We start from the raw sequence: 22,852 nt of genomic DNA, 5'->3' as shown, positions 1-22,852 counted from the left end.
AGAGTAAAAATTTTCAAACCATTTAAACTAGCAGCTGGAATACGCGAGACTCCTGTGGGAAGAACAAGCTAGGCGAGACCCCGCAGGCGAGGTACGAGCTGAGGAGGCTCGGCACTTGCCCACGGAAAGGGAGCATATTCCAGCTGCGTGGTTAGAGAAACTTACAAATTTCACTCGTTCGCAGCATTTGCGTTAGAAAACTTACGAATAGAGCCCAAAAAAATTACCATCAATCTGCAGTACAAATTGATGGTCACTCATATCCAATTTTAATGTTTTAGATTTGTGGTTGGTAACGGAAACCCGATATCACTGTTTATTAGTATAACAAGTTGATAAAGTCTTCTTTAGAAATTTTGCCAAGGTAATGTGGTACGTCAACATCGTTTAATGCCTCTTCAATTGCTTTTCGCTCATGACGAACACCAACAAGCTTATCTTCAATATCGCGAACTTCACCAATTCCGAAGAAATCTCCGTAAATCTTACAGTTTTCAATCGTTCCATTCTTCACATCCAAACGAACGTCGACAAGTCCTGCATCAAATTTATGTGATTCCTGTATGTTGAATTTAGGTGATTTTCCATAGTTCCAATCCCATTTCTGATAACGTTCCTCTGAAATTTTATGGACATTTTCCCAATCTTGTTCCGTTAACTCATAGCGTGGCACATCTTTTACATCTTCTACGTCGAATACATAACGTAAAATCATTCCTTTAAATTCGTCCATTGTGATTTCTTCTTCCAGGAACTCAGAAATATTTGCAACACGACTGCGAATAGATTTAATTCCTTTAGATTGAATTTTTTCCATTTTAACATTTAAAGCAGAAACAACATTTTCAATTTCTGAGTTGAACATTAATGTTCCATGACTAAACATGCGTCCTTTTGTCGAAAACATTGCATTACCGGAAATTTTACGTCCATCTGCAGCAAGGTCATTTCTTCCTTGTAATTCTGCTGGTACACCTAGTTTATTTAAAGCTTCTACCATTGGCTTAGTGAATTTTGCAAAGTTTTGGAAGCTTTCCCCATCGTCTTTTGTAATAAAACTAAAATTTAAATTACCCTCATCATGATAAACAGCCCCGCCACCAGATAGACGGCGAACAACTTTAATACCGTTCTCATCCACATAGTTCGTGTTAATTTCTTCAATTGAATTCTGGTTTCGGCCTATAATAATAGAGGGTTTATTAATATAAAATAATAAATATGTATCTTGCTCTCCGAAGTTTTGTAAAACATATTCTTCCAAAGCCAAATTTATGGTTGGATCTGTAATACCTTTATTATCGATAAATTTCATCAAAATCAGCCTCCCTATATAATATATCCATTGATAAGTTTAATAGATAAGGCTGACACAATCAAAACTAACGACTTTTCTCCCAAATAAACCCTTCCTTCGCGAGTCGAATTTCACCTTTAAAATAGTTGCTTGCTTCCTTAACTAAATCATAATTATCACCGAACTGTGGTAAATGACTGAGCAATAATTCCTGCACATGTGCTTCCTTTGCAATCATGGCAGCGTCTTTACTATTCATATGTCCCGCACTAGAACCATCCTGACTCTCATAAAAATTACAATCTGTTATCAAAAGACCAGCGTTATTAGCAAACTCATACCATTCTTCTTTAAAAGATGTATCGGCTGTATAAACAATTACACTTTCACCATCAGTAATTCGCATACCGTAACAGGGAACAGGATGATTAGTTTTCAGAAAGGTAATGGATATCGGACCTATCTTTAATGTTTCACCTGGATCATAAGCAATTCCTTCCGTATTTTTATGTGTTAATGATTCAAACCCTCCCAAATCTTCCGAATGACCATATATTGGCAAGATTTCATTCCGGTTCTGTACAAACGAATCCACTAACCATGCATACTGCAATACACCAACATCAGCAATGTGATCGTTGTGATAATGGGATAAAACGACTGCATCAATATCCATTACGTGCTTATAATTCTGCAGTTTGGATAAAACACCACTCCCAGCATCAATTAATAATGAAAAATTATCCTTCTCGATTAAATAACCCGAAGTCGCTTCATTCGGGGCAGGATAACCACCCCAGCAGCCTATTACGGTTAACTTCATAGACATTCACCTCATTTTATAATTTTGTCGTAACACAGCATTGACTTTTTGCATACTGTTATATTACAATATAGCTATCAACTAAAAGGAGGATACACATGATAAACGTCGTTGAGTTTTTCAGAAATTTACCAAAGAAAAAGTGTCATCAGTGTGGGCAGGCCATGCATGAGAAAGCTGATTGCTATGGTAACCTTTGTGACGAATGTGATCATCCTGCCAGATAGTAAGTAGTATAAACCCAAATCATATAATTAATGTACTATAACAGATTCTTTTTCCATTGAACAGCTATGCAGATAGCTGTCTTTTTTTGCAAGTTTAAATACATTCTTACTGAATATGTCCAACTGAGGCTTTTGCCACCTATTTTCTGAAAAATATTTCATTTCAGCTTTATTTATTTTATAATTAGTTAGAGAGACGAAATAAGTATTTATGGAAGGGGTACAGTTATGACAACCAAAAACAAACGTTGGACACGTTCAGAAGTTCCAGCTGAGCAAACCTGGAATCTGACAGATTTATTTGCCACAGAAGAAGATTGGGAGAAAGAATTAACAGCCATACAGGCAAATGTTAGTGATGTTACACAATATAAAGGCAGACTGAATAATGCCCAGAATTTATTAAACTGTCTGACAGCATTAGAAAACTTTGAAAAACGTCTCATTCGCATAGGAACATATGCCAACCTAAGAGCAAGTGCTGACGGGACAGATCCTAAAAATCAGGGTGACATGTCCAGAGTATCCGCTGTTATGGCAAATTTAGGAGCTAAATTAACGTTTATTGAATCCGAGTTACTGGAGTATTCAACGAGTGCCATTGAACAATTTATTGCCAATGAACCAGAATTAGAAACCTACCGGAAAATGCTTGAAGATATTATGGAAAAAAAGCCGTTTACACTTGCACCGGAAATTGAAGAAACACTTGCGGCGCTTGGTGAAGTACATAGTTCCCCATACATGATCTATCAGCGGAGCAAATCATCTGATTTGACATTTGAACCGATTGAAAATAACAACGGAGAAGAATTGCCAATGTCATTTGCGCTTTATGAAGACCGCTATGAATTATCACCTGATAAGGACATTCGCAGAAAAGCATATGACTCCTTCATCAAAACATTAAATCAATACAAGAACACATATGCGGCTACATATGCTACTGAAATCACCAAAGAGGTTACGATGTCCCGCTTACGTTCCTATAATTCTGTAACAGAAATGCTGCTTCAATCACAACAAGTAACACAAAACATGTATCATAATCAATTGGATGTTATTCAGAAAGAGTTAGCACCACACATGCGCCGGTTCGCAAAGCTCAAACAGGATAAACTGGGCTTAGATGAGTTGCATTTTTCCGATTTAAAAGCACCGCTCGACCCTGAATTCAATCCAGAAACAACTTATGAGGAAGCGACATCAACTATTCTTGAAGCCCTTCAGGTAATGGGGCCAGAATACAGCGAAATCATGAAGCAAGGGGTTAACAATCGCTGGGTGGATTTTGCCGATAATGTCGGCAAATCAACCGGAGCATTTTGTACAAGTCCATATGGTGTCCACCCCTACATCCTGATCACCTGGACAAATACCATGCGTGGGGCCTTTATACTTGCACATGAACTGGGACATGCTGGCCATTTCTATCTGGCTGGTAATAACCAAACACTTTTTAATACACGACCATCAACCTATTTCGTTGAGGCTCCTTCGACCTTAAATGAACTATTACTAGCGAATCACTTAATCAAGAAGACTGATAATAAACGCATGAAGCGTTGGGTCATCACACAATTATTAGGGACATATTATCATAATTTCGTTACCCATTTACTAGAGGGTGAATTCCAGCGTCGTGTTTATGATTTAGCTGAAAAAGGTACCCCACTAACTGCAAACGTACTTTCCGAGCAAAAGAAAGAGGCTCTGGGGAATTTCTGGGGGGACGCAGTAACACTGGATGAAGGTGCCGGTCTGACATGGATGCGCCAGCCACATTATTACATGGGCTTATACCCATACACATACTCAGCTGGATTAACAGTATCTACTGCAGTCGCACAAAAGATTCAAGAAGAAGGTCAGCCAGCAGTTGATCGCTGGCTATCCGTACTTAAAGCTGGCGGATCCATGAAGCCACAGGATTTGATTGAAAAAGCAGGTCTCGACATGTCCAAACCAGACGCAATCAAAGGAGCAGTAGCATACGTCGGCGAACTTGTCGATGAATTAGAGAAAAGTTACGAATAACGAAAGTGTGCCCCAAAGCAACCGAGCTTTGGGCACTTTTTAATTCTGCATCAGCAGAAAACCCATCACCAGACTCAAATCCTGCTGGAAACTGAATAATGTGGCATGAACACTGAATTAAGTGATGTGAATACTGAATTACGCTCCATGAAAACTGAATTACAGCTCAAACTGCTGAACGAAGACTGAATTATCCGCACGAAGACTGAATCACCCCTTCCCCCATCACCACCTCACACAAATAGCAAAAACCCATCACCAGACTCAAATCCTGCTGGAAACTGAATAATGTGGCATGAACACTGAATTACGTTGTGTGAATACTGAATTAAGATCCATGAAAACTGAATTACAGCTCAAACTGCTGAACGAAGACTGAATTATCCGCACGAAGACTGAATCACCCCTCCACCCCAGCACCACCTCTCACAAATAGCGGAAAACCATCACCAGACTCAAATCCTGCTGGAAACTGAATAATGTGGTGTGCATACTGAATTAAGTGGTGTGAATACTGAATACGCTCCACGAAAACTGAATTACAGCTCAAACTGCTGAACGAAGACTGAATTATCCCTCACCCTGGCACCACCTCACACAATAGCAGAAAACCCATAACCATATAAAAAACTGGCACAAGGCGATTATCCATCGCCTTAATGCCAGTCAGTTCAATCATCTACGCAAATATTCCAGTACATCAGCAACTGCTTTTTCACCTTGTCCAATACAGTCAGGAACACCGATTCCTTCGTATGAACTGCCAGTCAAAAATAGACCTGGCAGCTTATGACTTGCCTCTTCTCGTACTTTGGCAATTCGCTCTTTATGCCCAACAGTGTATTGCGGCATTGCATTTTGCCAGCGTGTAATAACACTGAATTCTGGCTTCTGCGTAATGTTCATTGTTTTGTTCAGGTCGTTCAATACGATTTCAGTAATCTCTTCGTCTGAGAGATCCACTACCGATTGATCAGTCGGTCGTCCAACATAACAACGTAATAATGCTTTGCCCTCAGGTGTAGATTGAGGCCATTTTTTATGAGTCCATGTACATGCGGTAATCCGAAAATCACTGTTTCTGGACACTACGAACCCAGTTCCATCAATATCCTTTTTAATTGCTGATTGATCAAATGCTAATGCAACGTTGGCTACCGATGTTGCTGGAATGTCATGAAATTCATTAAACAAGTCGTATTGGCTAAACATTTTTGGCAATGTATAATGTGGTGTTGCCATTACGATTGCATCTGCCTTATATACCTCACCACTGCTTAACAGTAAATGATAGCCATGGTCTTTCTTTTCAACATGATCTACTACTGTGTTCTTTGAAACTACACCATCATCAAGTGTATTCTCAAGCGTACTAATCATAGATTCAAATCCGTTTATAAAAGAGAAGAACATACCTGGTTTCTTACCAGTTGAATTTTTCTTTTTAGGTGTTGTTTTTTGCAACCCTTTAATCAGACTTTTATGTTCCTGCTCAAGCTGGTAAAAGTTCGGGAACGTCGCCTTTAAACTCATATCATCAATATTTCCGGCATAAATACCAGACAATAGTGGTTCTATCAGATTCTCTACCAATTCATTACCAAACCGACGACGGAAAAAGCCACCTAATGACTGGTCACTTCCTTTTTTGCTTTTTGGAATCACAAAATCAAATCCGGCACGCAGCTTTCCTTTAGGTGAAAAGATTCCTGAAAATAAAAAAGGACGTACTTGTACCGGGATTCCCATAAATGCCCCTTTAGGCATTTTGTGTAACTTGTTGTTAACTAAAATATACGACTGACCGGTGCCATTGCGAACAAGTTGGTCCGTCATACCCAGTTCTTCTGCTAATTTTACAGCAGGCTGTTTGCGTGACAAAAAGGAGTCAGGACCACGTTCAATTGTATATCCATCCTGTCTCACTGTTTTGATTTTCCCGCCAAGCCGGTCACTTGCTTCAACAAGCTTAATCTCGTATGGTAAATTGTTTTCTTTGATTTCTTTTTGTAAATAGTAAGCAGCGGTTAACCCAGTTATCCCGCCTCCTACTATTACGATTTTTTTGGTTTCGTTCATCGTACTTCACTCTTTGCTGTTTTTAACACTACATCAGATAATGTAGCGATGAAATCCGGATGGACATTCGGCATTTCAGGTCGATAATAATTTGCGCCTAATTCATCACATACAACCTTACATTCATAATCATTGTCATATAGAACTTCCAGGTGGTCTGCAATAAAACCTACCGGAGCATATACAAATGAACGATATCCTTTTTGTTCGTACAGGTCACGTGTTAAATCCTGTACATCAGGGCCAAGCCATGGATCAGGTGTATTCCCTTCACTTTGCCAGCCAATCGCATAATCTTTAATTCCTGTTTTTTCAGAAATTAGCTTTGCAGTTTCTTTTAATTGATCAGGATATGGATCGCCATTTTGCAGGATTTTTTCCGGCAAACTATGAGCTGAAACGACTAATACTGCCTTCTCTCGTTCTTCAGCAGACATTTCATCATAAACTGCATTAATTTGATTTGACCAGTGCTCGATAAATCCGGGTTCATCATACCAGCTCTCAACTGATTCAATGTTAATTCCGTATTTCTCTGCTTCTTCAGTCGCTCGCGTATTATAGGATTTCACACTGAATGTTGAATAATGGGGAGCCAATACAAGCGAAACTGCTTCTTTAATCCCATCTTCAGCCATCTGTTGAACAGCATCTTCAATAAATGGTGCAATATGCTTTAAACCAATATATACACTGTATTCAACTTCATCCTGGGAAGCATTAAGATTAACCTCTAAAGCTTTTGCCTGTTCCTGTGTGATTCTTGCTAATGGTGAAATACCTCCAATTGCTTTATAACGGTCTTTTAAGTCCTGCAATGCTTCTTCAGAAGGCTTTCTTCCGTGCCTGATGTGCGTATAGTACGGCAGAATATCTTCCTCTTTATTGGGTGTACCATATGCCATTACGAGTAGTCCCTTTTTCTTCTTTTCCATTATTAAACACCTCTTCTATCCTTTTATTATCGTTGTGAATAGGAATGGATTAGCTCGGTTAATTTTCTCAGTGTTTCTGGGTTAATATCTGGTGTTACACCATGACCCAAGTTGAAAACATGACCCTCTTGCATGATGGCTTCATCTAAAATGGCCTTTGTTTTCGATTCAATTGTTTGCCAATCTGAAAGCAGAACAGCAGGATCAAGATTACCCTGCATTACCTTTGTTACACCCATTTCCCTTGCTTCAGTAATGGATGTGCGCCAGTCAAGGCCAATAACATCTACTGGTAAGTCATTCCATTCCATCAACAGGTGTCTTGCACCTACGCCAAAAATAATTAATGGCACATTTTCCTTTTGCAAGGCCGTAAAAATACGATTCATGACTGGTTTTATATATACACGGTAATCAGCAGCATTTAATGCTCCTACCCATGAATCAAAAATTTGTATAGCTTTTGCGCCGGCTTCAACTTGTGCCTTCACATAAGCAATTGTCATATCCGCTAGTTTGCCCATTAATGCAAACCACACTTCTGGCTGACGATACATAAATGCTTTTGTTTTTGCGTAGTTTTTTGATGGTCCACCCTCAATCATATAACTTGCTAATGTGAATGGAGCACCGCTAAATCCGATAAGAGGAACTTCCAGTTGCTCTTCACTTAATAAACGAATGGTATCCAGCACATAAGGGACATCAGTTTTAGGGTTTATTGCACCTAAATTCTCTACGTCCTGAAAGTTATTTATCGGATTGTGAATTACTGGACCAATTCCCGATTTAATCTCTACCTCGACTCCAAGTGCAGGTAATGGTGACATGATATCCTTATATAAAATGGCTGCATCTGTTCCATAATGTTCAACAGGCAATCGGGTCACATACGCACATAATTCTGGCTGATGCGTAATTTCAAATAAAGAATACTTCTCCTTTAAAGCCCGATATTCTTTTTGTGATCGCCCAGCCTGTCGCATAAACCATGTCGGGATATAATCCGTTTTTTCTCCTCTGTACGCTCTTAAAATTGTATCATTGATTTTTTCTGACATTATCTTCATCCTTTTAAACTGCCATTTTACCTACTTAAGGCCTACTATCTACTATTTACTATAGCTTTTTCCCATCCAACTGTATAGCAAACCACAAGGATTGTCACCAATTTGTCTAAATTACATCGACAATGTTACGGTGTTTGATTTTTGTCCTTCTAGTTTTGTTAAAGGATCATATGGAACGACATAATAGCTGGTGGCTTTAAAAATACTTATATTATCGACAGTAAATTCGCTTTCCCCTTCAACTTTAGCAATTCGTTCGTCAACACCGTCTTTTTCCTGATAAACATGATAAACAACCCGATCGTCTTTAGCAGGGGTCCACTGCAGCTTTCCTTTAAATAATGAAAATCCGCCAAAGGAATAGTCCCCATTCAAAACCACTTCTTCAGGTAAATCAATCGGCTTTGGTAAATCTTTAACATTCTCAGGCTTTTCAAAAGCAGCAGTGAGCGTTTGCTGTTTATCCAACTCGGAAAGAATTGCTTTCGTAAGTTTTGTCGGGAATTCACTTCCACCGGTTAAATAATGCCCCTTATCCGATGTGTCATACCCCATCCAAAGTGCACTTACATATTGTGGGGTATATCCTACAAACCATGCATCCTTCACTTTATTAGCAACATGCGGATGCTGGGTTGAACCCGTTTTTCCAGCCAATGCCTTTGAATATTCACCAGCACTTGCCGTCCCCTCATTAACAGCTTCCGTTAATATCGATGTCATATACCAAGCAACCTGTGGGCTGAATACTTCGGCAGTAGTTGCCTCACCCTCGTAAATAAGTTCATTTTGCTTGTCATAGATTCGATCGATTGCAAATGAATCAATCGTTTCCCCGCCACTGGCGAATGTCCTGTAACTTTCAGCCATTTTTAACGGAGTTAAGCCTTCTGATAATCCACCAAGTGCAATAGCAAGACCGTCATCAGGAATTGAAATATTCATCTTAGTTAAGTAGTCCTTGGCAGTCTGGACACCCAACTCATTCAAAAGCCAAACTGCTGAAGCATTTTTCGATTCCACTAATGCTTCGAAAATCGATACAGCACCCTCATAATTATCGTCATAGTTCGTAGCGGTATATCCATTAATTTCCACTTTTTGATCACGTATTAGTGTATATGGCTGATATGCTTCCTGCATCATAGCTGGTCCATATACTGCAATTGGTTTCATCGTGGAACCTGGCTGCCGGGTGACAGTAACACGATTTAAATTGCCTAATTGATAATCCCTGCCACCAATAGCAGCAACGATTTTTCCCGAATCCTGTTCTATCATGACGAAAGCGCCCTGAACACCTTTCGTATTTCCTGGGAAATAGTCCCCATTTTTGAATTTTCGATAGGCAATTTGTTGAGCCTTTTCATTCATATTTACAACAATTCGATATCCACCGCGTTTTAACTCATTATTCGACAATTTATATTCCTCTTTAGCTTCCTGCAAAACTAAATCAATATAACTATCAGTCCAAGGATTTGGTTTCTTTTTCTTTATCTCCAGTCCTAATGTCTTACCTTGAGCACTCATTCGCTTCTCAGTGGAGATCTTGCCTGTATCGTCCATCGTTTTTAAAACAACATTTCTTCGTGCTTTTGCTTTCTTCGGATGGTCAATCGGCGAATAGCCATTGGGAGCTTTAGCTAGTCCGGCCAAAAGTGCACCTTCTGTGACATCAAGATCCCTGACTGATTTCGAAAAGAACTTTTGTGAAGCAGCCTCAATACCATATAAACCTTGTCCAAAATAAATTTCATTTAAGTATAGCTCTAGAATTTTATCTTTAGAAAATTGACGTTCCAGATGTATTGCAGCCATCACTTCTTTGGTTTTTCGCATCCATGTTTTATCATTATGCAAAAACAAATTCTTTGCTAATTGCTGCGTGATTGTACTTGCACCTTCCACCTTCGCCATAGCTATAATATCACGATAGACCGCTCGAACTACCGATTGAAAATCGACACCGCCATGATCATAGAAACGTCTGTCCTCGACAGCTACAAATGCTTCTTTCACATGGTCCGGAATTTCTTCCAGCCTAACCGGGATTCGATTTTCATTATATAATTTGCCGATTATTTCCCCATCACTCGTTTCAATTGTTGTCGTTGCATCCAGAACTAAGTCTTCTTCATCGACAACAAGGTTTCCACCGAATAAAATAGCCGTATATCCTATGATTGCTATAATTAAGATAAAAACGGAAGATAGCAACAGCCATTTCATTTTCTTTCTTATAGAGCTTTTGAATTTACGCATTTATTCACCTCTATATTTATAGCACACACTTTACATTATACGACAGATTTCGCCATTAAAAAAGGAATAATACTTACTGTTACTTAATAATTATTTTAATTGAGTATCCAAGCAGAAATTAGGGTATGTTAAAATGGGGAGAAAGAAAGGGGTATACTATGAATGCATATATGACCAATGGAACGTTTGATTTTCTGAAAAAACTTAGAGACGATTATCCAGCTATTAATTTTTACTTTATGAGCGGAGACTCTAGCACGTTAGTTTATTATGAAGCTAGCACTAAAAGCATTTTCTCAGCGGGGAGATCTTATAAGACAATAATCGAAAATGGTGATTTACAGGAAAGCGGCTTTGTTGTCATGAATAATATTCCGGTTACCGAGGAAGGTACAGCTGTATTCGAAGACCGGTTCAAGCAGCGACAACAAAATGTGGACTCCATGCCTGGTTTTCAAGCATTTCGCTTACTTAAACCGAAAAAAGGGAATACTTATGTCGTCCTGACACAATGGGCCACAGAGGGTGACTTTGAAAACTGGAAAAACTCGGATCAATTTAAAAAAGCCCATAAGGACGGCGGAACAAAACCACCTGCATATTTTGCAGACAGACCATTCATAACAAGCTATCGAATGATAAACCTAGATGATTAAAGATTACTGGGCGCCATGTAACGGGATCGCTGTTTTCTAAAATAAAAAGGCGGAGTCCCCACAAAAGAATTGCTGCGACACTACGGTGGGAGCCTGATTAGTAGCTTTTATTGAGGCACCCTAACGATACAGCTGGTTTAAGTGGTTATATCCAACACTATATGTATTTGCTATTTCTTTGGATATAGTAGGTACAACCCAGCCGACGAAATACACGGAGACTCCAGCGTGTCAAAGGCTAAAACCGCTCATGTTCGTTAGCTGTGATTATCCAGGTCAGTATTACTGGAACAATAGCGCAAGCGCCTGTTCAGCGCCGTATGGACTGCGCTCAGCGCTGCGGGTGGGTCGACGTTGCCGCGCAATGCGGCGGTGTTATTTTATAATTTACTATACAATAAAAAATAGCTAGCTGGGTTAACCACCCTAGCTAGCTTCTTCGTTTCCGTCTACTGCATACTCATTGAAAAATGCTCTGAATATTTCTTCTGATTGCGATCCATTTACGCGATCTACTTCTTTTCCATCTTCAAAGTGAACTAGTGTTGGAGTACTTTGGATACTGTAGTTATTCCATGCAGCTTCAAATTCCAGCACATTTAATTTCTTCATATCAACGCCCATTTCCTCTGCCAGCGGTGCAAGCATTGGTGTAGTTCGCTTACAATGCGGACATGTTGGGTCATAGAAATATACGGTTACATCTTCACCGTTATCCAGCTTTTCCTCCAATTTATCCGGAGTAATCTGATTTTGATAATTAGGGTTATCAAGCTGATCAATCGTTGCCTGATGCAAGTCGTCTTTTCCGTATGGATTTTCATTATCACCCATAGCCTGGTTATTTTTATAATCTATTACAAAGTAAAGTGCAATAAATAAAACTAATATTGAAGCCAAAATAATCAGCATTTTCTTTTGCATTTATTACTTCCTCCTATCTTGTCTGATAATTATTATATGTAGAACAAAAATCACAATAAACGCAATTCCAGCTAGAAAAGGAATCGTAACAAATCCAAAATAGTTTACGTATTGCGTATTACATGGAACTGCTCCACAAGATCCACCAGCTTCATGCAACGCTGGCAGTTTTTGAATTAAATAATGATAAATTGAAACGAACACGCCAATTCCACTCAAGATCAAACCTGGCAATGCAACCGCAATATCTTTTTTGATAGCAGCAACACCATAGATAATCACTAACGGGTACATTAATATTCGCTGTATCCAGCATAATTCGCATGGGATATACCCCATTACTTCGGAAAAAAATAAGCTACCCAATAATGCAAGAAGCGCCTGAGCCCAAACAAGCATTAATAATGTTTCATTTGGTTTTTTATTATCCATGGTCGTGCACTCCTTTAATTATTATACATAAGAATTATACAAGACTCTATTATAAAAAATCAAAAAAGAGGATTATATGATACTAATCCTCTTGTTTAACTATGTCATTTTTGTGAACATATACAGCTGCCTGTGTACGATCATGAACATCCAGCTTTGACAATATATTGCTAACATGAGTTTTCACCGTTTTGATCCCAATATAAAGTTTATCACCGATCTCTTGATTTGTTAGGCCATCACCAATACACAATAACACTTCAAGTTCACGTTCAGTCAGCTCATCATGTGCTTTCTTTTGCTCTGACCGGAAGCTTGTCATCATTTTACCGGCAACTTTTGGCTCTATTACATTTTCACCGGCTCCAGCTTTTTTAACTGCATCGGCAATTTCTGATGCCGAAGAAGTTTTTAAAATATAACTGAATGCGCCGGCCTCGATTGCTGGAAACACCTGTTTATCATCATAGTAGCTTGTTAGAATTATAATTTTACATGCTGGCAATTCTTTCATCACTTTTTCCGTTGCTTCAATCCCTGATCCATTTTCCATCATCAAATCCATAAGTACCACATCTGGTTTTGTTTGTAAAATTAAATCTGCCCCGTCATTGCCACTGGAAGCTTGACCAACAACTTCAATATCACTTTCCGTTTGCAAATAGGCAACTATCCCTTTTCGTACAATTTCATGATCATCTACCACTACAACACGAATCATCAATTTCTCTCCTCCTATTTAACAAGGTATGCGAATATCCAAATATGTTCCTTCCCCTTTAATTGAACGGATTGTGAACGTTCCGCCAAGTTCCTCGCTTCGCTCTTTCATCGTCTTTAATCCATATGAGGTTTTCCGGTCTGTATCTTCTTCGACATTAAATCCTTCTCCATTATCACTAATATGCAAAAATAACTCATTTGATCTTATGAAAGCTTCAATTTTGGCTTCTGATGCAGCAGCATGACGAAGCGTGTTTGATAATGATTCCTGGATAATGCGGAAAACATGCTCTTCCGTAGTTTCGGACAATTGGATATCTTCATCAATTGCCACCGCAAAATTCATATTCGTTTTTTGTTTCAGTTCGTCAATTAGCTTTTTTACACCAATTGGTAAAGGGTCTCCAGATAAATGGACAGGTCGCAGATGCAGTAAAAGTGCACGCATTTCCGTCTGTGCCTTTAGCGCACTGTCGGCAACATCTCTTAGTTGTGTCTTAGCTACATCAGCATCAATATCCAGCTGCTTCAGAGCCGCTTCAGACATCATTGTTATCGCGAATAACTGCTGACTTACTGCATCGTGTAAATCACGAGCTAACCGCTGCCTTTCTTCAATTACTGCAGCCTTATGTGACGACTTGGCAAAATCGGCTTTTTCATCAGCCATTCGCTGTAATGACTTCACCTGGTTCTGCAATTTTTCACCAAGTTCATTCATCTCATTACTAATTCTCGTTATCTCGTCACTTTCGTTAAAATAAACACGTGATTGATAGTTTCCATTCGCAAATTGGGTAATCAATACAGATAAATAATCCAAACGTTCTTTTATTTCGCCACTCGATTTAAACCCAGCATATACAGAAATAATAAGACCCACTAAAACATATAGCAAAATAAAAACAAAAACACTCAATGCTGACAGCCATTCGGGCCCAACCAAAACATGTATCGACAACAATACAGACAATAGAATAACCGTTGTTAGAAATACCGCATATAAGTGGGAACGAATGTACATATAACGGATACTGCTAAGCTTTTTCATCATTTATACGTCCCCCTCAAACTGTAACAACTCGAACAGATCCAGCCTTCAAATCAATCATAATATCTAATTTTCGTACCGCTGTGTCATAATCAGCAGTTTCGTGCATAAGACTTCTGTTTATCCCTTCTGCTGTTCTCCCAACTACTTCAATATCCCCCGCCTTCACAGTTGCATCGACGCGAAACTCAATATTCTCAGGTATCAAAATATGAACATCGCCAGCCAATGAGTTAATGGTAATCGGAATTTCTTTTTCAGGAATAAATGCTTTGGAAAAATCAAGATAAAAATCTCCGGCCATACTTTTAAGATTCATCGGCTCTACTTTCCAGTTCGGCTGATTATACTCATGTTCGCCAATTGAGAAAAAACTGCTATCATAACTGCCTTTTATTTTACTTTTTTTTGCCCCATTTTCCGATTTGCCACTGCCCTTGTTTCGACTTTTAGACTTACCAATAAACGAAAATCCTATATAAACAATCAGCAACGGCCATAGTTTATAAACATCATTAAAGGTAAATTCAATCACTTCAAAGCGATCAAACAGCAACAATGAACCAAATATAAAGAAAAATGATCCAAATACCCAGCTTCCTCCATTATACCTTATTTTATCAAGCATCCACTTTATACCAAATATAATAAAGAGAATTGGATAAATATAAATCCATGCATTATCCATATTAAAATCAATAATTCCTATATTTGCCAAAACCAGTGCTGCACCTACTAAAATAAGTGTTATTGCTATAAAGGACCTAAAAAAATTACCTCTCAATTATCACACCTCTTCCCCCATTTGATAGCTTAGAATTGTTTTATTTCTTAAATTGTATCCTCCAATTAAAACAATTATCGCTCCACTTATAATGATGATTGTCTGAATTTCTACATTTACAGCAATTAATAGTGATGTCACCACGTATGAAATTGGAACCAGACCAGTAGCCGCTGTAACGAGAAAACTCATCATTCTGCCAAGCATCTTTTTTCTGTTGTTTGTTGAAGCATTGTAAATAGCGGAATATTTATCAATTGTGTTAAAAAAGCCATAACCATAACAGTTCCAACCGTCAAATACAGATAATTTGATATACCTGTAATGGTGTAAATTATACCTAGTAAAATGAGACTGATAATTAGCACCAGTCCGGGTTTTTTCAGTTTTTTAGCTGCCAGGTAAATTGCACCTGCCAGGGCTCCAGTACCCATCGCTGTTTGGACCATTGCAAGACTGACCGCATCACCATTAAAAACATCTTTTACGATAATTGGCATCCCTATCGAAAATGGACCCGAAAAGAAAAAATTAATAAAGACTGCTACACAAACTATTGAAATGATAAGGTTATTTTGGCGTGCATACCGAAACCCTTCTACTAAATCCTGTAGCGGTGTCGCTTTTTCCAAATCACTTTTGTCCGTTGATACTTTTATAAAAAGGACTGCAATGGAGGAAAGCAGAAGCATTCCAAATGCTACCAAAAACACACCTTCAAATCCTAATAATGCAATCATGCTGCCACCAAGAGCAGGTCCAAGAATCGGACTTATCTGCATGGTCATTTGCATAAACGAATTGCCACGCTGCAATTGGTCATTTTCCAGTATTGTTGGTGTTAATGAATTAAGTGCAGGGTAGCTGAATGCATCTGATATCCCGAATAATGCCGCCAGGGCAATCAGATGATAAGCATTCACAACATCAGACCATATCAGAAAAATTAATATCAAAATCAAAACTGCTCGTGAAATATCAGATAAAAATAATATGGTTCGTTTATTAAAACGATCAGCAACTATTCCTCCTACGACAAGCAATAACAAACGCGGAATTGCTGCTGCAAAGAATAACATGCTTAGAAAATTTGGCATTCGCCAAGCCTTATTGGCGAGTGCCTTAGTTGCACTTATGCAGTAAGAGAGGATTTATACTTTCTTAACTGCCAAAGAAAAAACGATTGTCGCTTAGCGATAACATTAGCCATTCTGCACCAATCAAATAAACAAAATATCCTGGTGAAGAAAATATTGCCGCAATAAACAGAAACAAAAAATTACGGTTCTTAAAAACTGGAATTTTTTCCTGAGTTACCTGATTGTGTGAAACAGCGTCCATTATAAAAGCTCCCTCCGATTTAACCTACCTCTATTTTACTAAGTAGTATTTCGGAAGGTAATGGTCTCTGGAATGTTTTTGCCTCCGTCTTAAGACTGACCCTTGAACCTGTGCTTGTTTAACATCTCGTATAAATAAATTAATCCCACTAAAAAAATAAATCCAAAAATAAACCCGGCAAGAACATCCGTTAAATAATGTACATTTATTATATATCTGCTTATCCCGATAAGAAAAATAAGCAACGCAAAGAGAATTTGGACCATAATATTAGCTTTAGTAGAAGAAATGCTCCTGGCAATAAAGTAAGAAAGCAGTCCATAACAGACCATCGATATCATTGCATGTCCAGATGGAAAGCTGTATCCCTCTGCATTTGCAGCCACCAGGATACTTGGCCGTTCCCTTTCAACAAGACCCTTAATAAGTATGTTCAATCCATGACTAGTCAATGTTCCGAGTCCAAAAATCAGGCCGGGTAGCCAATCCCGAAACGCCCACCATAGTACGAGTGTAAAAAGAATAGTAAATGGTACTAAAAATTCTTCCGATCCCAGTTCAGTTGTCCACCGGAAAAACGTATAAACATTCGTATCAGCAAGATTCCCAACAAGTTCACGGGTCCAGCGATCTGTATAAAGGACTTGTCCACTAACGATACGCGAAATCCAAAATACTATAGTTATCAGCACAATAGTGAGTAAAAATAAAATAATATAATTACGTTTTTTCAACACGTCCATACCTCCTAACACTATAATACCTCATTTAACGTTTTAAAAAAATGGAACAGGGAAATGTAATTATATAGATAAAAATCATATGAAAGGTTGCGATATGCTATGAATAAAGATTTACAAAATTTAATTGATGGTCTAAATGAAGACCTTGCAAATGAATATGGAGCAGCTATCCAATATACGTATAGTGCTTCGGTTGTTTCTGGGCTGTATCGATCTGCATTGAAACCATTTTTCGAATCGGAAATTACCGATGAAATGGGTCATGCACTATACTTATCAGAAAAAATCAGCACACTAGGCGGGACACCAACAACGAAGTCAGCAAATATCCCGCAGCCTACTGAAGTAAAAGACTTATTAGAAGCAACACTTAATTCAGAAAAAGATACAATCGAACGCTATGAACAACGCAAAAAACAGGCCGATGAATTAGGCTATACTGAGCTCGTTGTCAAACTCGAAGACATGATAGCTGATGAAACACATCACAAAGAAGAAATAGAACGATTATTGAAAGACCCAAGATTTTCATCATAATTTAAAAAGGTTGTCTCATGAGGCAACCTTTTTTATTTTCACATGTAACCAGCTGAGGATCGCACTCCTTTAAAGGTTCCTGCGTTCAATCTGGAGATTGTTAGCTCTCCTTCTGTTGATTCACCCTCTCCTTCTGTTGATTCACCCTCTCCTTCTGTTGATTCAACCCCTCTTTCTGTTGATTCACCCGCTCCTTCTGTTGATTCACGCTCTTCTTCTGGCGATTTACACCCTCCTTCTGTTGATTCACCCGCTCCTTCTGTTGATTCACCCCCTTCTTCTGTTGACTCACCCCCTCTTTCTGTTGATTCTCGCTCTCCTTCTGTTGATTCAACCACCCTTCTGCCGATTCACACCCTCCTTCTGGCGATTCACCCGCTCCTTCTGGCGATTCACACCCTCCTTCTGTTGATTCACCCGCTCCTTCTACGGATTCACCCGCCCATTTCTCCCGATGCCCCCTTCATCTGCACATTCTTAACAATGCTATTCAACCTGCTCCTAAAAATGTTATAATAATTAGAAAATATAAGAGGAGTTTTTATTTTGCTAAACGAAATACATAAACAGCTTGAGGCACTTTATCCGGAGATGGTTGAAATTCGTCGTTATCTGCATCAGTATCCGGAACTTTCTTTTCATGAAACAAAAACAGCACAATATATTGCGGACTTCTATGAAAAATTAGGAATCCCCTACCAGCCGAACGTTGGCGGAAATGGTGTCATTGCAACATTAAAAGGTGGTAAGCCTGGCAAAACTGTTGCATTACGAGCAGACTTTGATGCACTGCCAATACAGGATGAGAAAGATGTTCCTTATAAGTCAAAGGTAGATGGCGTGATGCATGCGTGCGGGCACGATGGACACACTGCAACATTGCTCATGCTCGCAAAAACAATGAAGTCCTTTCAGGAGGATTTACCCGGAACAATCGTCTTCCTGCATCAGCATGCTGAAGAGTATGCACCAGGCGGGGCTAAACCAATTGTTGAATCTGGTGCAATTGATCATGTTGATGCAGTATTTGGAACTCATCTTTGGGCCACTACTCCATTCGGTGTGCTGCAAACGACCAAAGATGTATTTATGGCGGGGACTGACCGCTTCACAATAACAATCCATGGTCAAGGCGGTCATGGCGCATATCCACATGAAACGAAAGATGCTATTGTAATTGGTTCACAAGTGATAACACAGCTTCAGCAAATCGTAAGCAGACGATTAGATCCACTGGAAACAGCAGTGCTAACGATCGGTGTATTTGAAGCAGGTACGACGTTTAATGTTATTGCGGATAAAGCAAAGATAGTTGGTACAGTACGTTTTTTAAACACAGCTGTCCAAGAGCAAGTCATCGAAGAAATGGAAAAAGTAATCAAAGGTGTGTGTGTGGCAAGTGATGCCTCCTACTCATTTGATTATGTAAAAGGTTACCCGCCACTAGTTAACCATGCAGAGGAAGCTGAACTTGTCTTGAATGCTGGTAAAAAAATAAAGGAAATTCATAATGCTGAGGAAGTGTTGCCTGTAATGGGTGGCGAGGACTTTGCATATTATACAATGAAAAAGCCTGGTGCTTACTTTTTTACAGGGGCTCAAAAAGAAGGCAATGAATTCCCGCATCATCATCCAAAATTTGATATTGAAGAACGCGCATTACCAGTAGCAGCCAAGACATTAATTCAAGCTTACTTTGATTATCAAGAGAAATAAGAAATACCCTTCAGCAATTGAAGGGTATTTCCTATTTCATCTTCTTTTTTACATAACCATTTATAAATAAATAATTAAATATTGTCCCCACAACCAAAACAGCCAGTACTCCAACAACCTCGCCCATCCCTAAAAATAACAGAGCGAAAATTATAGTTTGAATAATTGTTAATTGAAAAAGCAATTTTACCAATGACCTTTGGCGAACCTCCAAATCGACAGGGTACAAATCCAGCCACATAATTGTTCGATGATGTTGGTAAAGTGTCATCATCTGGAAACTGCTCATATATAAGAATAACAATGCAAAGATTAATTTCATCCATATATTTGGTACATAGTAAATAAATAATCCACCAATAACGATTAATCGAATATACATCCCCAGGTAATCACCACTACGGATAAAGGTAATCCGATACAAATAATCAAATGTATTTTTGTTGGCAAATGGCACCTTATTAATAAGCGATACGAGCCAATGTCTGTTTTTAACTTGATTTCTCAAATGAGGGACATCGGTAAACATATTTGCCAGCCGGTAAAAAGAATGCATACGATTACGATCTTTTTCAACTAATAAATCCCACACAATACCCGCTTGTTTTCTTGATACATTTAAATCATACAAAAACACAAGCATAAATAATAAAGTACTAATACCCGCTAACAGCATCTCACCTTGAATAATAAAATAAAATACAGCCACATTTAATAAGCTTCGAACAGCTAAGTCAACATAGCGGCTTCCTGGTTCACGTACTTTAAGCATCCACCAGTTCGCCATCAGGTTCCATCCTTTGAATACAAGGACAACAAGCAACGTTAAGAAATAGACATTTCCCGCACGGTCTGGATATGTAGCAAAATATAACGGACCAAAGATAGCTCCCGCGAGTAGGATAAGGTACAGCTGAATAACAAAGCTATACACAATTCCATTCCGAAAGTAAGGTCCCATTTTATTTTCAGCAGTTATTAAGAAAACTAAATCTGGCTCTTTTAGCAGTGTTCGCACTGGACTGTAACTGACAAGCAGCCCAAATACAACACCGATAATAATTGCTGTTGGGAAGTTTTTCGGAAGCTCTGTTAACCATTGCTGGTAATAATAGGCTAGGGCCGAAACAAAAAATAGCATTGCAAAAGCAATATGCCCATTAAAAATATAACGTAAATAACGGCTTGTCTCCTTAAGATGTGCCGCGAACCGTTTCTTGAAAAAATCATGTGAATCAAACATGGCTATCTTCCTTTGTTAATTCCACATATAAATCATCAAGAGTTGAAGAAGGCATGTTGAATTTTTGCCTCAGCTCGTCCAACGTGCCAATTGCTCGGATCTCTCCGTCATGCAAAATAACAAACCGGTCACAATAGCGCTCTGCCGTCGCAAGAATATGTGTTGACATCAAAACGCCTGAACCATTTGCTTTCATCTTGTCCATTAATTGCAAATAGGATTTAATCCCAAGTGGATCCAGCCCAACAAACGGCTCATCAACAATATATAATGGCGGTTCAATCAGGAAAGCGCACATTATCATTACTTTTTGGCGCATCCCTTTTGAAAAATGAACCGGAAACCATTTTAACTTCTTTTCCATTCGAAATTCATTCAGCAATGGAGGCAATCTTTTTTCAAAAACATCCTCAGGTATATTATAAGCCATTGCAGTAAGCTGCAAATGTTCATACAGTGTTAATTCATCATAGAGTATCGGCATTTCCGGTATATAGGCCATTTGATTCCGGTAAGTTGTTCTGTTTTCCTGAAACGTTTTACCATTGACAGCAACCGTTCCTTTTTTAGCATGCATTAAGCCGATAACATGTTTAATTGTAGTACTCTTACCAGCACCATTTAAGCCAATGAGCCCAACAATTTCACCTGGGAAAACATTAAAAGAAATGCCTTTCAGTACGTTTTTGTGTGTATAACCACCATACAGATTATCAATATGTAACAAAGGTTCCACGAGTTTTCCTCCTAGTATTCACTTAGCTAGAATTTTACCATTTTTAGCGGGTAAAGCCAAAACAAACTCTTCATCACGTTTCGACAAAAAGTTTGGTATAAAATCACTGAATCCGTCCAAACTAACAAATGAAGTCATGAGGATCTAACACATCATAAAATTTCGTATTGCACACAAATGAGGTGTTTGTGAAAGGTAATTCTGTGATTGACAACAATCATAAAATTCCGTTTAAAACACAAATGAGGTGTTTGTGATCGATAATTCTGTGATTGACAATCTAATGAAATAAACCCTTTTGCCAGGACTTCTCAATTACTTGAGATGCTGACAAAAAGGTTTTTGTAATCACGTTAAGTAGCAACATGCGATTTAACATTAATTACAAAGTCCCCAACGTTAGAGTGTATAGCATCCTCATACTTCTTAAAGCAGGCAGGTCCATTAGCTTGGGCCTGACCTGTTTATTTAATTGCAATAGCTTTACATTACACCCCATTCCTATATACAATAAAGTAAAATGATATTAGGAGTGATTTGTGTGCCACATGAAGATTGTATTTTCTGTAAAATTTTAAACGGAGATATTCCCTCAGCAAAAGTATATGAAGATGATTATGTCTATGCATTTCTCGACATTAGCCAGGTAACTAAAGGACATACGCTCGTAATACCAAAGACACATACCAAGAATATTTATGAGACACCACCAGAGGTTGCAAGTTCGCTCTTTGCAAGAATCCCAACAATTGCAAACGCAATTAAAAAAGCATATCAGCCAATCGGAATGAATCTTTTAAATAATAATGAAAAACCTGCAGATCAATCAGTGTTCCATTTACATATTCATATCATACCGCGCTATGGTGACAATGACGGATTTTCATCAAAATGGGTAACACATGAAAATGATTACACTACAGAAGATTTGCAACAAATTGCAAATAAAATAGGTGATGAAGTCTAGGTGTATTTTGAATAAATCAGAAAATTAATACTTTTTATTTTGCCTATTGTTTGGTATAATAAGATTGAATTACTCATCGAATAACATCTTGGTATTAGCAACTTACTTTAAAAGCATTTCTCATTTAACGTGATGTATTGATCCTCTGGCATTACTTGTCAGAGGATTTATTAGAAAAACCTTGGCAATCGCCCAGCTTATATGCCAAAAGTCATCATCTTAATCTTTTTTATTTGAAAATAACTGTTACATATTTGAAAAAACAC

24 protein-coding genes are annotated in these 22,852 nt (G+C 38.4%); 6 read left to right on the top strand and 18 right to left on the bottom strand.

Annotated features, from left to right (window positions below):
- Positions 1–319 precede the first annotated feature (319 nt).
- Together lplA and ACE1TG_RS03995 are read right to left on the bottom strand one after the other, a co-directional pair.
- A complete protein-coding gene (gene lplA, locus ACE1TG_RS04000) occupies positions 320–1,315 on the bottom strand; it encodes a lipoate--protein ligase (protein WP_375051060.1) in 996 nt (331 codons plus the stop codon).
- Positions 1,316–1,382: 67 nt separating this feature from the next.
- A complete protein-coding gene (locus ACE1TG_RS03995; protein ID WP_375051059.1) occupies positions 1,383–2,120 on the bottom strand; it encodes an MBL fold metallo-hydrolase in 738 nt (245 codons plus the stop codon).
- A gap of 98 nt (positions 2,121–2,218) precedes the next feature.
- Between ACE1TG_RS03995 and yhfH the strand changes: the two genes are divergently transcribed.
- Positions 2,219–2,347, top strand: a complete 129-nt coding sequence (gene yhfH, locus ACE1TG_RS03990; RefSeq protein WP_092493621.1) for a protein YhfH — start codon at positions 2,219–2,221, stop codon at positions 2,345–2,347.
- A gap of 228 nt (positions 2,348–2,575) precedes the next feature.
- Complete coding sequence (gene pepF / locus ACE1TG_RS03985; protein WP_375051058.1) at positions 2,576–4,384, top strand: oligoendopeptidase F; 1,809 nt, start codon at positions 2,576–2,578, stop codon at positions 4,382–4,384.
- Positions 4,385–5,059: 675 nt separating this feature from the next.
- Here the strand turns inward: pepF and hemY are convergent.
- The 4 genes from hemY to ACE1TG_RS03965 form a co-directional block, all read right to left on the bottom strand.
- Positions 5,060–6,463 (bottom strand): protoporphyrinogen oxidase, encoded by a 1,404-nt coding sequence (hemY, locus tag ACE1TG_RS03980; RefSeq protein WP_375051057.1) that lies wholly within the window; start codon positions 6,461–6,463, stop codon positions 5,060–5,062.
- Positions 6,460–7,398 (bottom strand): ferrochelatase, encoded by a 939-nt coding sequence (hemH, locus tag ACE1TG_RS03975; protein WP_375051056.1) that lies wholly within the window; start codon positions 7,396–7,398, stop codon positions 6,460–6,462. The genes hemY and hemH overlap by 4 nt, the downstream gene beginning before the upstream one ends.
- A gap of 26 nt (positions 7,399–7,424) precedes the next feature.
- Positions 7,425–8,459 (bottom strand): uroporphyrinogen decarboxylase, encoded by a 1,035-nt coding sequence (gene hemE, locus ACE1TG_RS03970; protein WP_375051055.1) that lies wholly within the window; start codon positions 8,457–8,459, stop codon positions 7,425–7,427.
- 120 nt (positions 8,460–8,579) lie between these two features.
- Positions 8,580–10,733, bottom strand: a complete 2,154-nt coding sequence (locus ACE1TG_RS03965) for a transglycosylase domain-containing protein (protein WP_375051054.1) — start codon at positions 10,731–10,733, stop codon at positions 8,580–8,582.
- A 158-nt stretch (positions 10,734–10,891) separates the two neighbouring features.
- Here ACE1TG_RS03965 and ACE1TG_RS03960 point away from each other — a divergent pair, with 158 nt between their 5' ends.
- Positions 10,892–11,389: an antibiotic biosynthesis monooxygenase family protein gene (locus ACE1TG_RS03960; protein ID WP_375051053.1), complete on the top strand. Its 498-nt coding sequence runs from the start codon at positions 10,892–10,894 to the stop codon at positions 11,387–11,389.
- Positions 11,390–11,815: 426 nt separating this feature from the next.
- On the opposite strand, the gene ACE1TG_RS03955 is transcribed toward ACE1TG_RS03960, so the two are convergent.
- From ACE1TG_RS03955 to ACE1TG_RS03915, 9 genes are all read right to left on the bottom strand, one after another.
- A complete protein-coding gene (locus tag ACE1TG_RS03955) occupies positions 11,816–12,313 on the bottom strand; it encodes a thioredoxin family protein (protein ID WP_375051052.1) in 498 nt (165 codons plus the stop codon).
- 3 nt (positions 12,314–12,316) lie between these two features.
- A complete protein-coding gene (locus ACE1TG_RS03950; RefSeq protein WP_375051051.1) occupies positions 12,317–12,745 on the bottom strand; it encodes a disulfide oxidoreductase in 429 nt (142 codons plus the stop codon).
- Positions 12,746–12,827: 82 nt separating this feature from the next.
- A complete protein-coding gene (locus ACE1TG_RS03945; RefSeq protein WP_375051094.1) occupies positions 12,828–13,466 on the bottom strand; it encodes a response regulator in 639 nt (212 codons plus the stop codon).
- An 18-nt stretch (positions 13,467–13,484) separates the two neighbouring features.
- A complete protein-coding gene (locus ACE1TG_RS03940) occupies positions 13,485–14,522 on the bottom strand; it encodes a sensor histidine kinase (protein WP_375051050.1) in 1,038 nt (345 codons plus the stop codon).
- 13 nt (positions 14,523–14,535) lie between these two features.
- The gene (gene liaF, locus ACE1TG_RS03935) at positions 14,536–15,303 is read right to left on the bottom strand and encodes a cell wall-active antibiotics response protein LiaF (RefSeq protein ID WP_375051049.1); all 768 of its coding nucleotides are present in this window, start codon (positions 15,301–15,303) and stop codon (positions 14,536–14,538) included.
- Positions 15,304–15,306: 3 nt separating this feature from the next.
- Entirely contained in the window at positions 15,307–15,498 is a 192-nt protein-coding gene (locus ACE1TG_RS03930; RefSeq protein WP_375051048.1) for a hypothetical protein, read from the bottom strand.
- Positions 15,495–16,400, bottom strand: coding sequence for an MFS transporter (locus ACE1TG_RS03925; protein WP_375051047.1), 906 nt, complete (start codon positions 16,398–16,400; stop codon positions 15,495–15,497). Before ACE1TG_RS03925 ends, ACE1TG_RS03930 begins: the two co-directional genes overlap by 4 nt.
- Before the next feature lie 64 nt (positions 16,401–16,464).
- Positions 16,465–16,644, bottom strand: a complete 180-nt coding sequence (locus ACE1TG_RS03920; protein WP_375051046.1) for a hypothetical protein — start codon at positions 16,642–16,644, stop codon at positions 16,465–16,467.
- An 89-nt stretch (positions 16,645–16,733) separates the two neighbouring features.
- The gene (locus ACE1TG_RS03915; RefSeq protein WP_375051045.1) at positions 16,734–17,381 is read right to left on the bottom strand and encodes a phosphatase PAP2 family protein; all 648 of its coding nucleotides are present in this window, start codon (positions 17,379–17,381) and stop codon (positions 16,734–16,736) included.
- A gap of 105 nt (positions 17,382–17,486) precedes the next feature.
- Here ACE1TG_RS03915 and ACE1TG_RS03910 point away from each other — a divergent pair, with 105 nt between their 5' ends.
- The gene (locus ACE1TG_RS03910) at positions 17,487–17,924 is read left to right on the top strand and encodes a ferritin-like domain-containing protein (RefSeq protein ID WP_375051044.1); all 438 of its coding nucleotides are present in this window, start codon (positions 17,487–17,489) and stop codon (positions 17,922–17,924) included.
- 38 nt (positions 17,925–17,962) lie between these two features.
- Here the strand turns inward: ACE1TG_RS03910 and ACE1TG_RS03905 are convergent, their stop codons facing one another.
- Positions 17,963–18,262 carry a hypothetical protein gene (locus ACE1TG_RS03905; protein ID WP_375051043.1) on the bottom strand — a complete coding sequence of 100 codons (300 nt, stop codon included), beginning with the start codon at positions 18,260–18,262 and terminating at the stop codon, positions 17,963–17,965.
- 208 nt (positions 18,263–18,470) lie between these two features.
- Here ACE1TG_RS03905 and ACE1TG_RS03900 point away from each other — a divergent pair, with 208 nt between their 5' ends.
- Positions 18,471–19,640 carry a M20 metallopeptidase family protein gene (locus ACE1TG_RS03900; RefSeq protein WP_375051042.1) on the top strand — a complete coding sequence of 390 codons (1,170 nt, stop codon included), beginning with the start codon at positions 18,471–18,473 and terminating at the stop codon, positions 19,638–19,640.
- 31 nt (positions 19,641–19,671) lie between these two features.
- Here ACE1TG_RS03900 and ACE1TG_RS03895 read toward each other — a convergent pair whose 3' ends face one another.
- Both ACE1TG_RS03895 and ACE1TG_RS03890 read right to left on the bottom strand, forming a co-directional pair.
- The gene (locus ACE1TG_RS03895) at positions 19,672–20,883 is read right to left on the bottom strand and encodes an ABC transporter permease (protein WP_375051041.1); all 1,212 of its coding nucleotides are present in this window, start codon (positions 20,881–20,883) and stop codon (positions 19,672–19,674) included.
- Positions 20,876–21,619 (bottom strand): ABC transporter ATP-binding protein, encoded by a 744-nt coding sequence (locus ACE1TG_RS03890; protein WP_375051040.1) that lies wholly within the window; start codon positions 21,617–21,619, stop codon positions 20,876–20,878. The genes ACE1TG_RS03895 and ACE1TG_RS03890 overlap by 8 nt, the downstream gene beginning before the upstream one ends.
- A gap of 541 nt (positions 21,620–22,160) precedes the next feature.
- Here ACE1TG_RS03890 and ACE1TG_RS03885 point away from each other — a divergent pair.
- A complete protein-coding gene (locus ACE1TG_RS03885; protein ID WP_375051039.1) occupies positions 22,161–22,586 on the top strand; it encodes an HIT family protein in 426 nt (141 codons plus the stop codon).
- Positions 22,587–22,852 lie beyond the last annotated feature (266 nt).

The sequence above is a fragment of the Virgibacillus sp. JSM 102003 genome, from assembly GCF_041949995.1.
Taxonomy (GTDB): domain Bacteria; phylum Bacillota; class Bacilli; order Bacillales; family Amphibacillaceae; genus Lentibacillus.
Note: the sequence above shows the minus strand (reverse complement) of the source record. Positions and strands in the feature narration are given on the sequence as shown.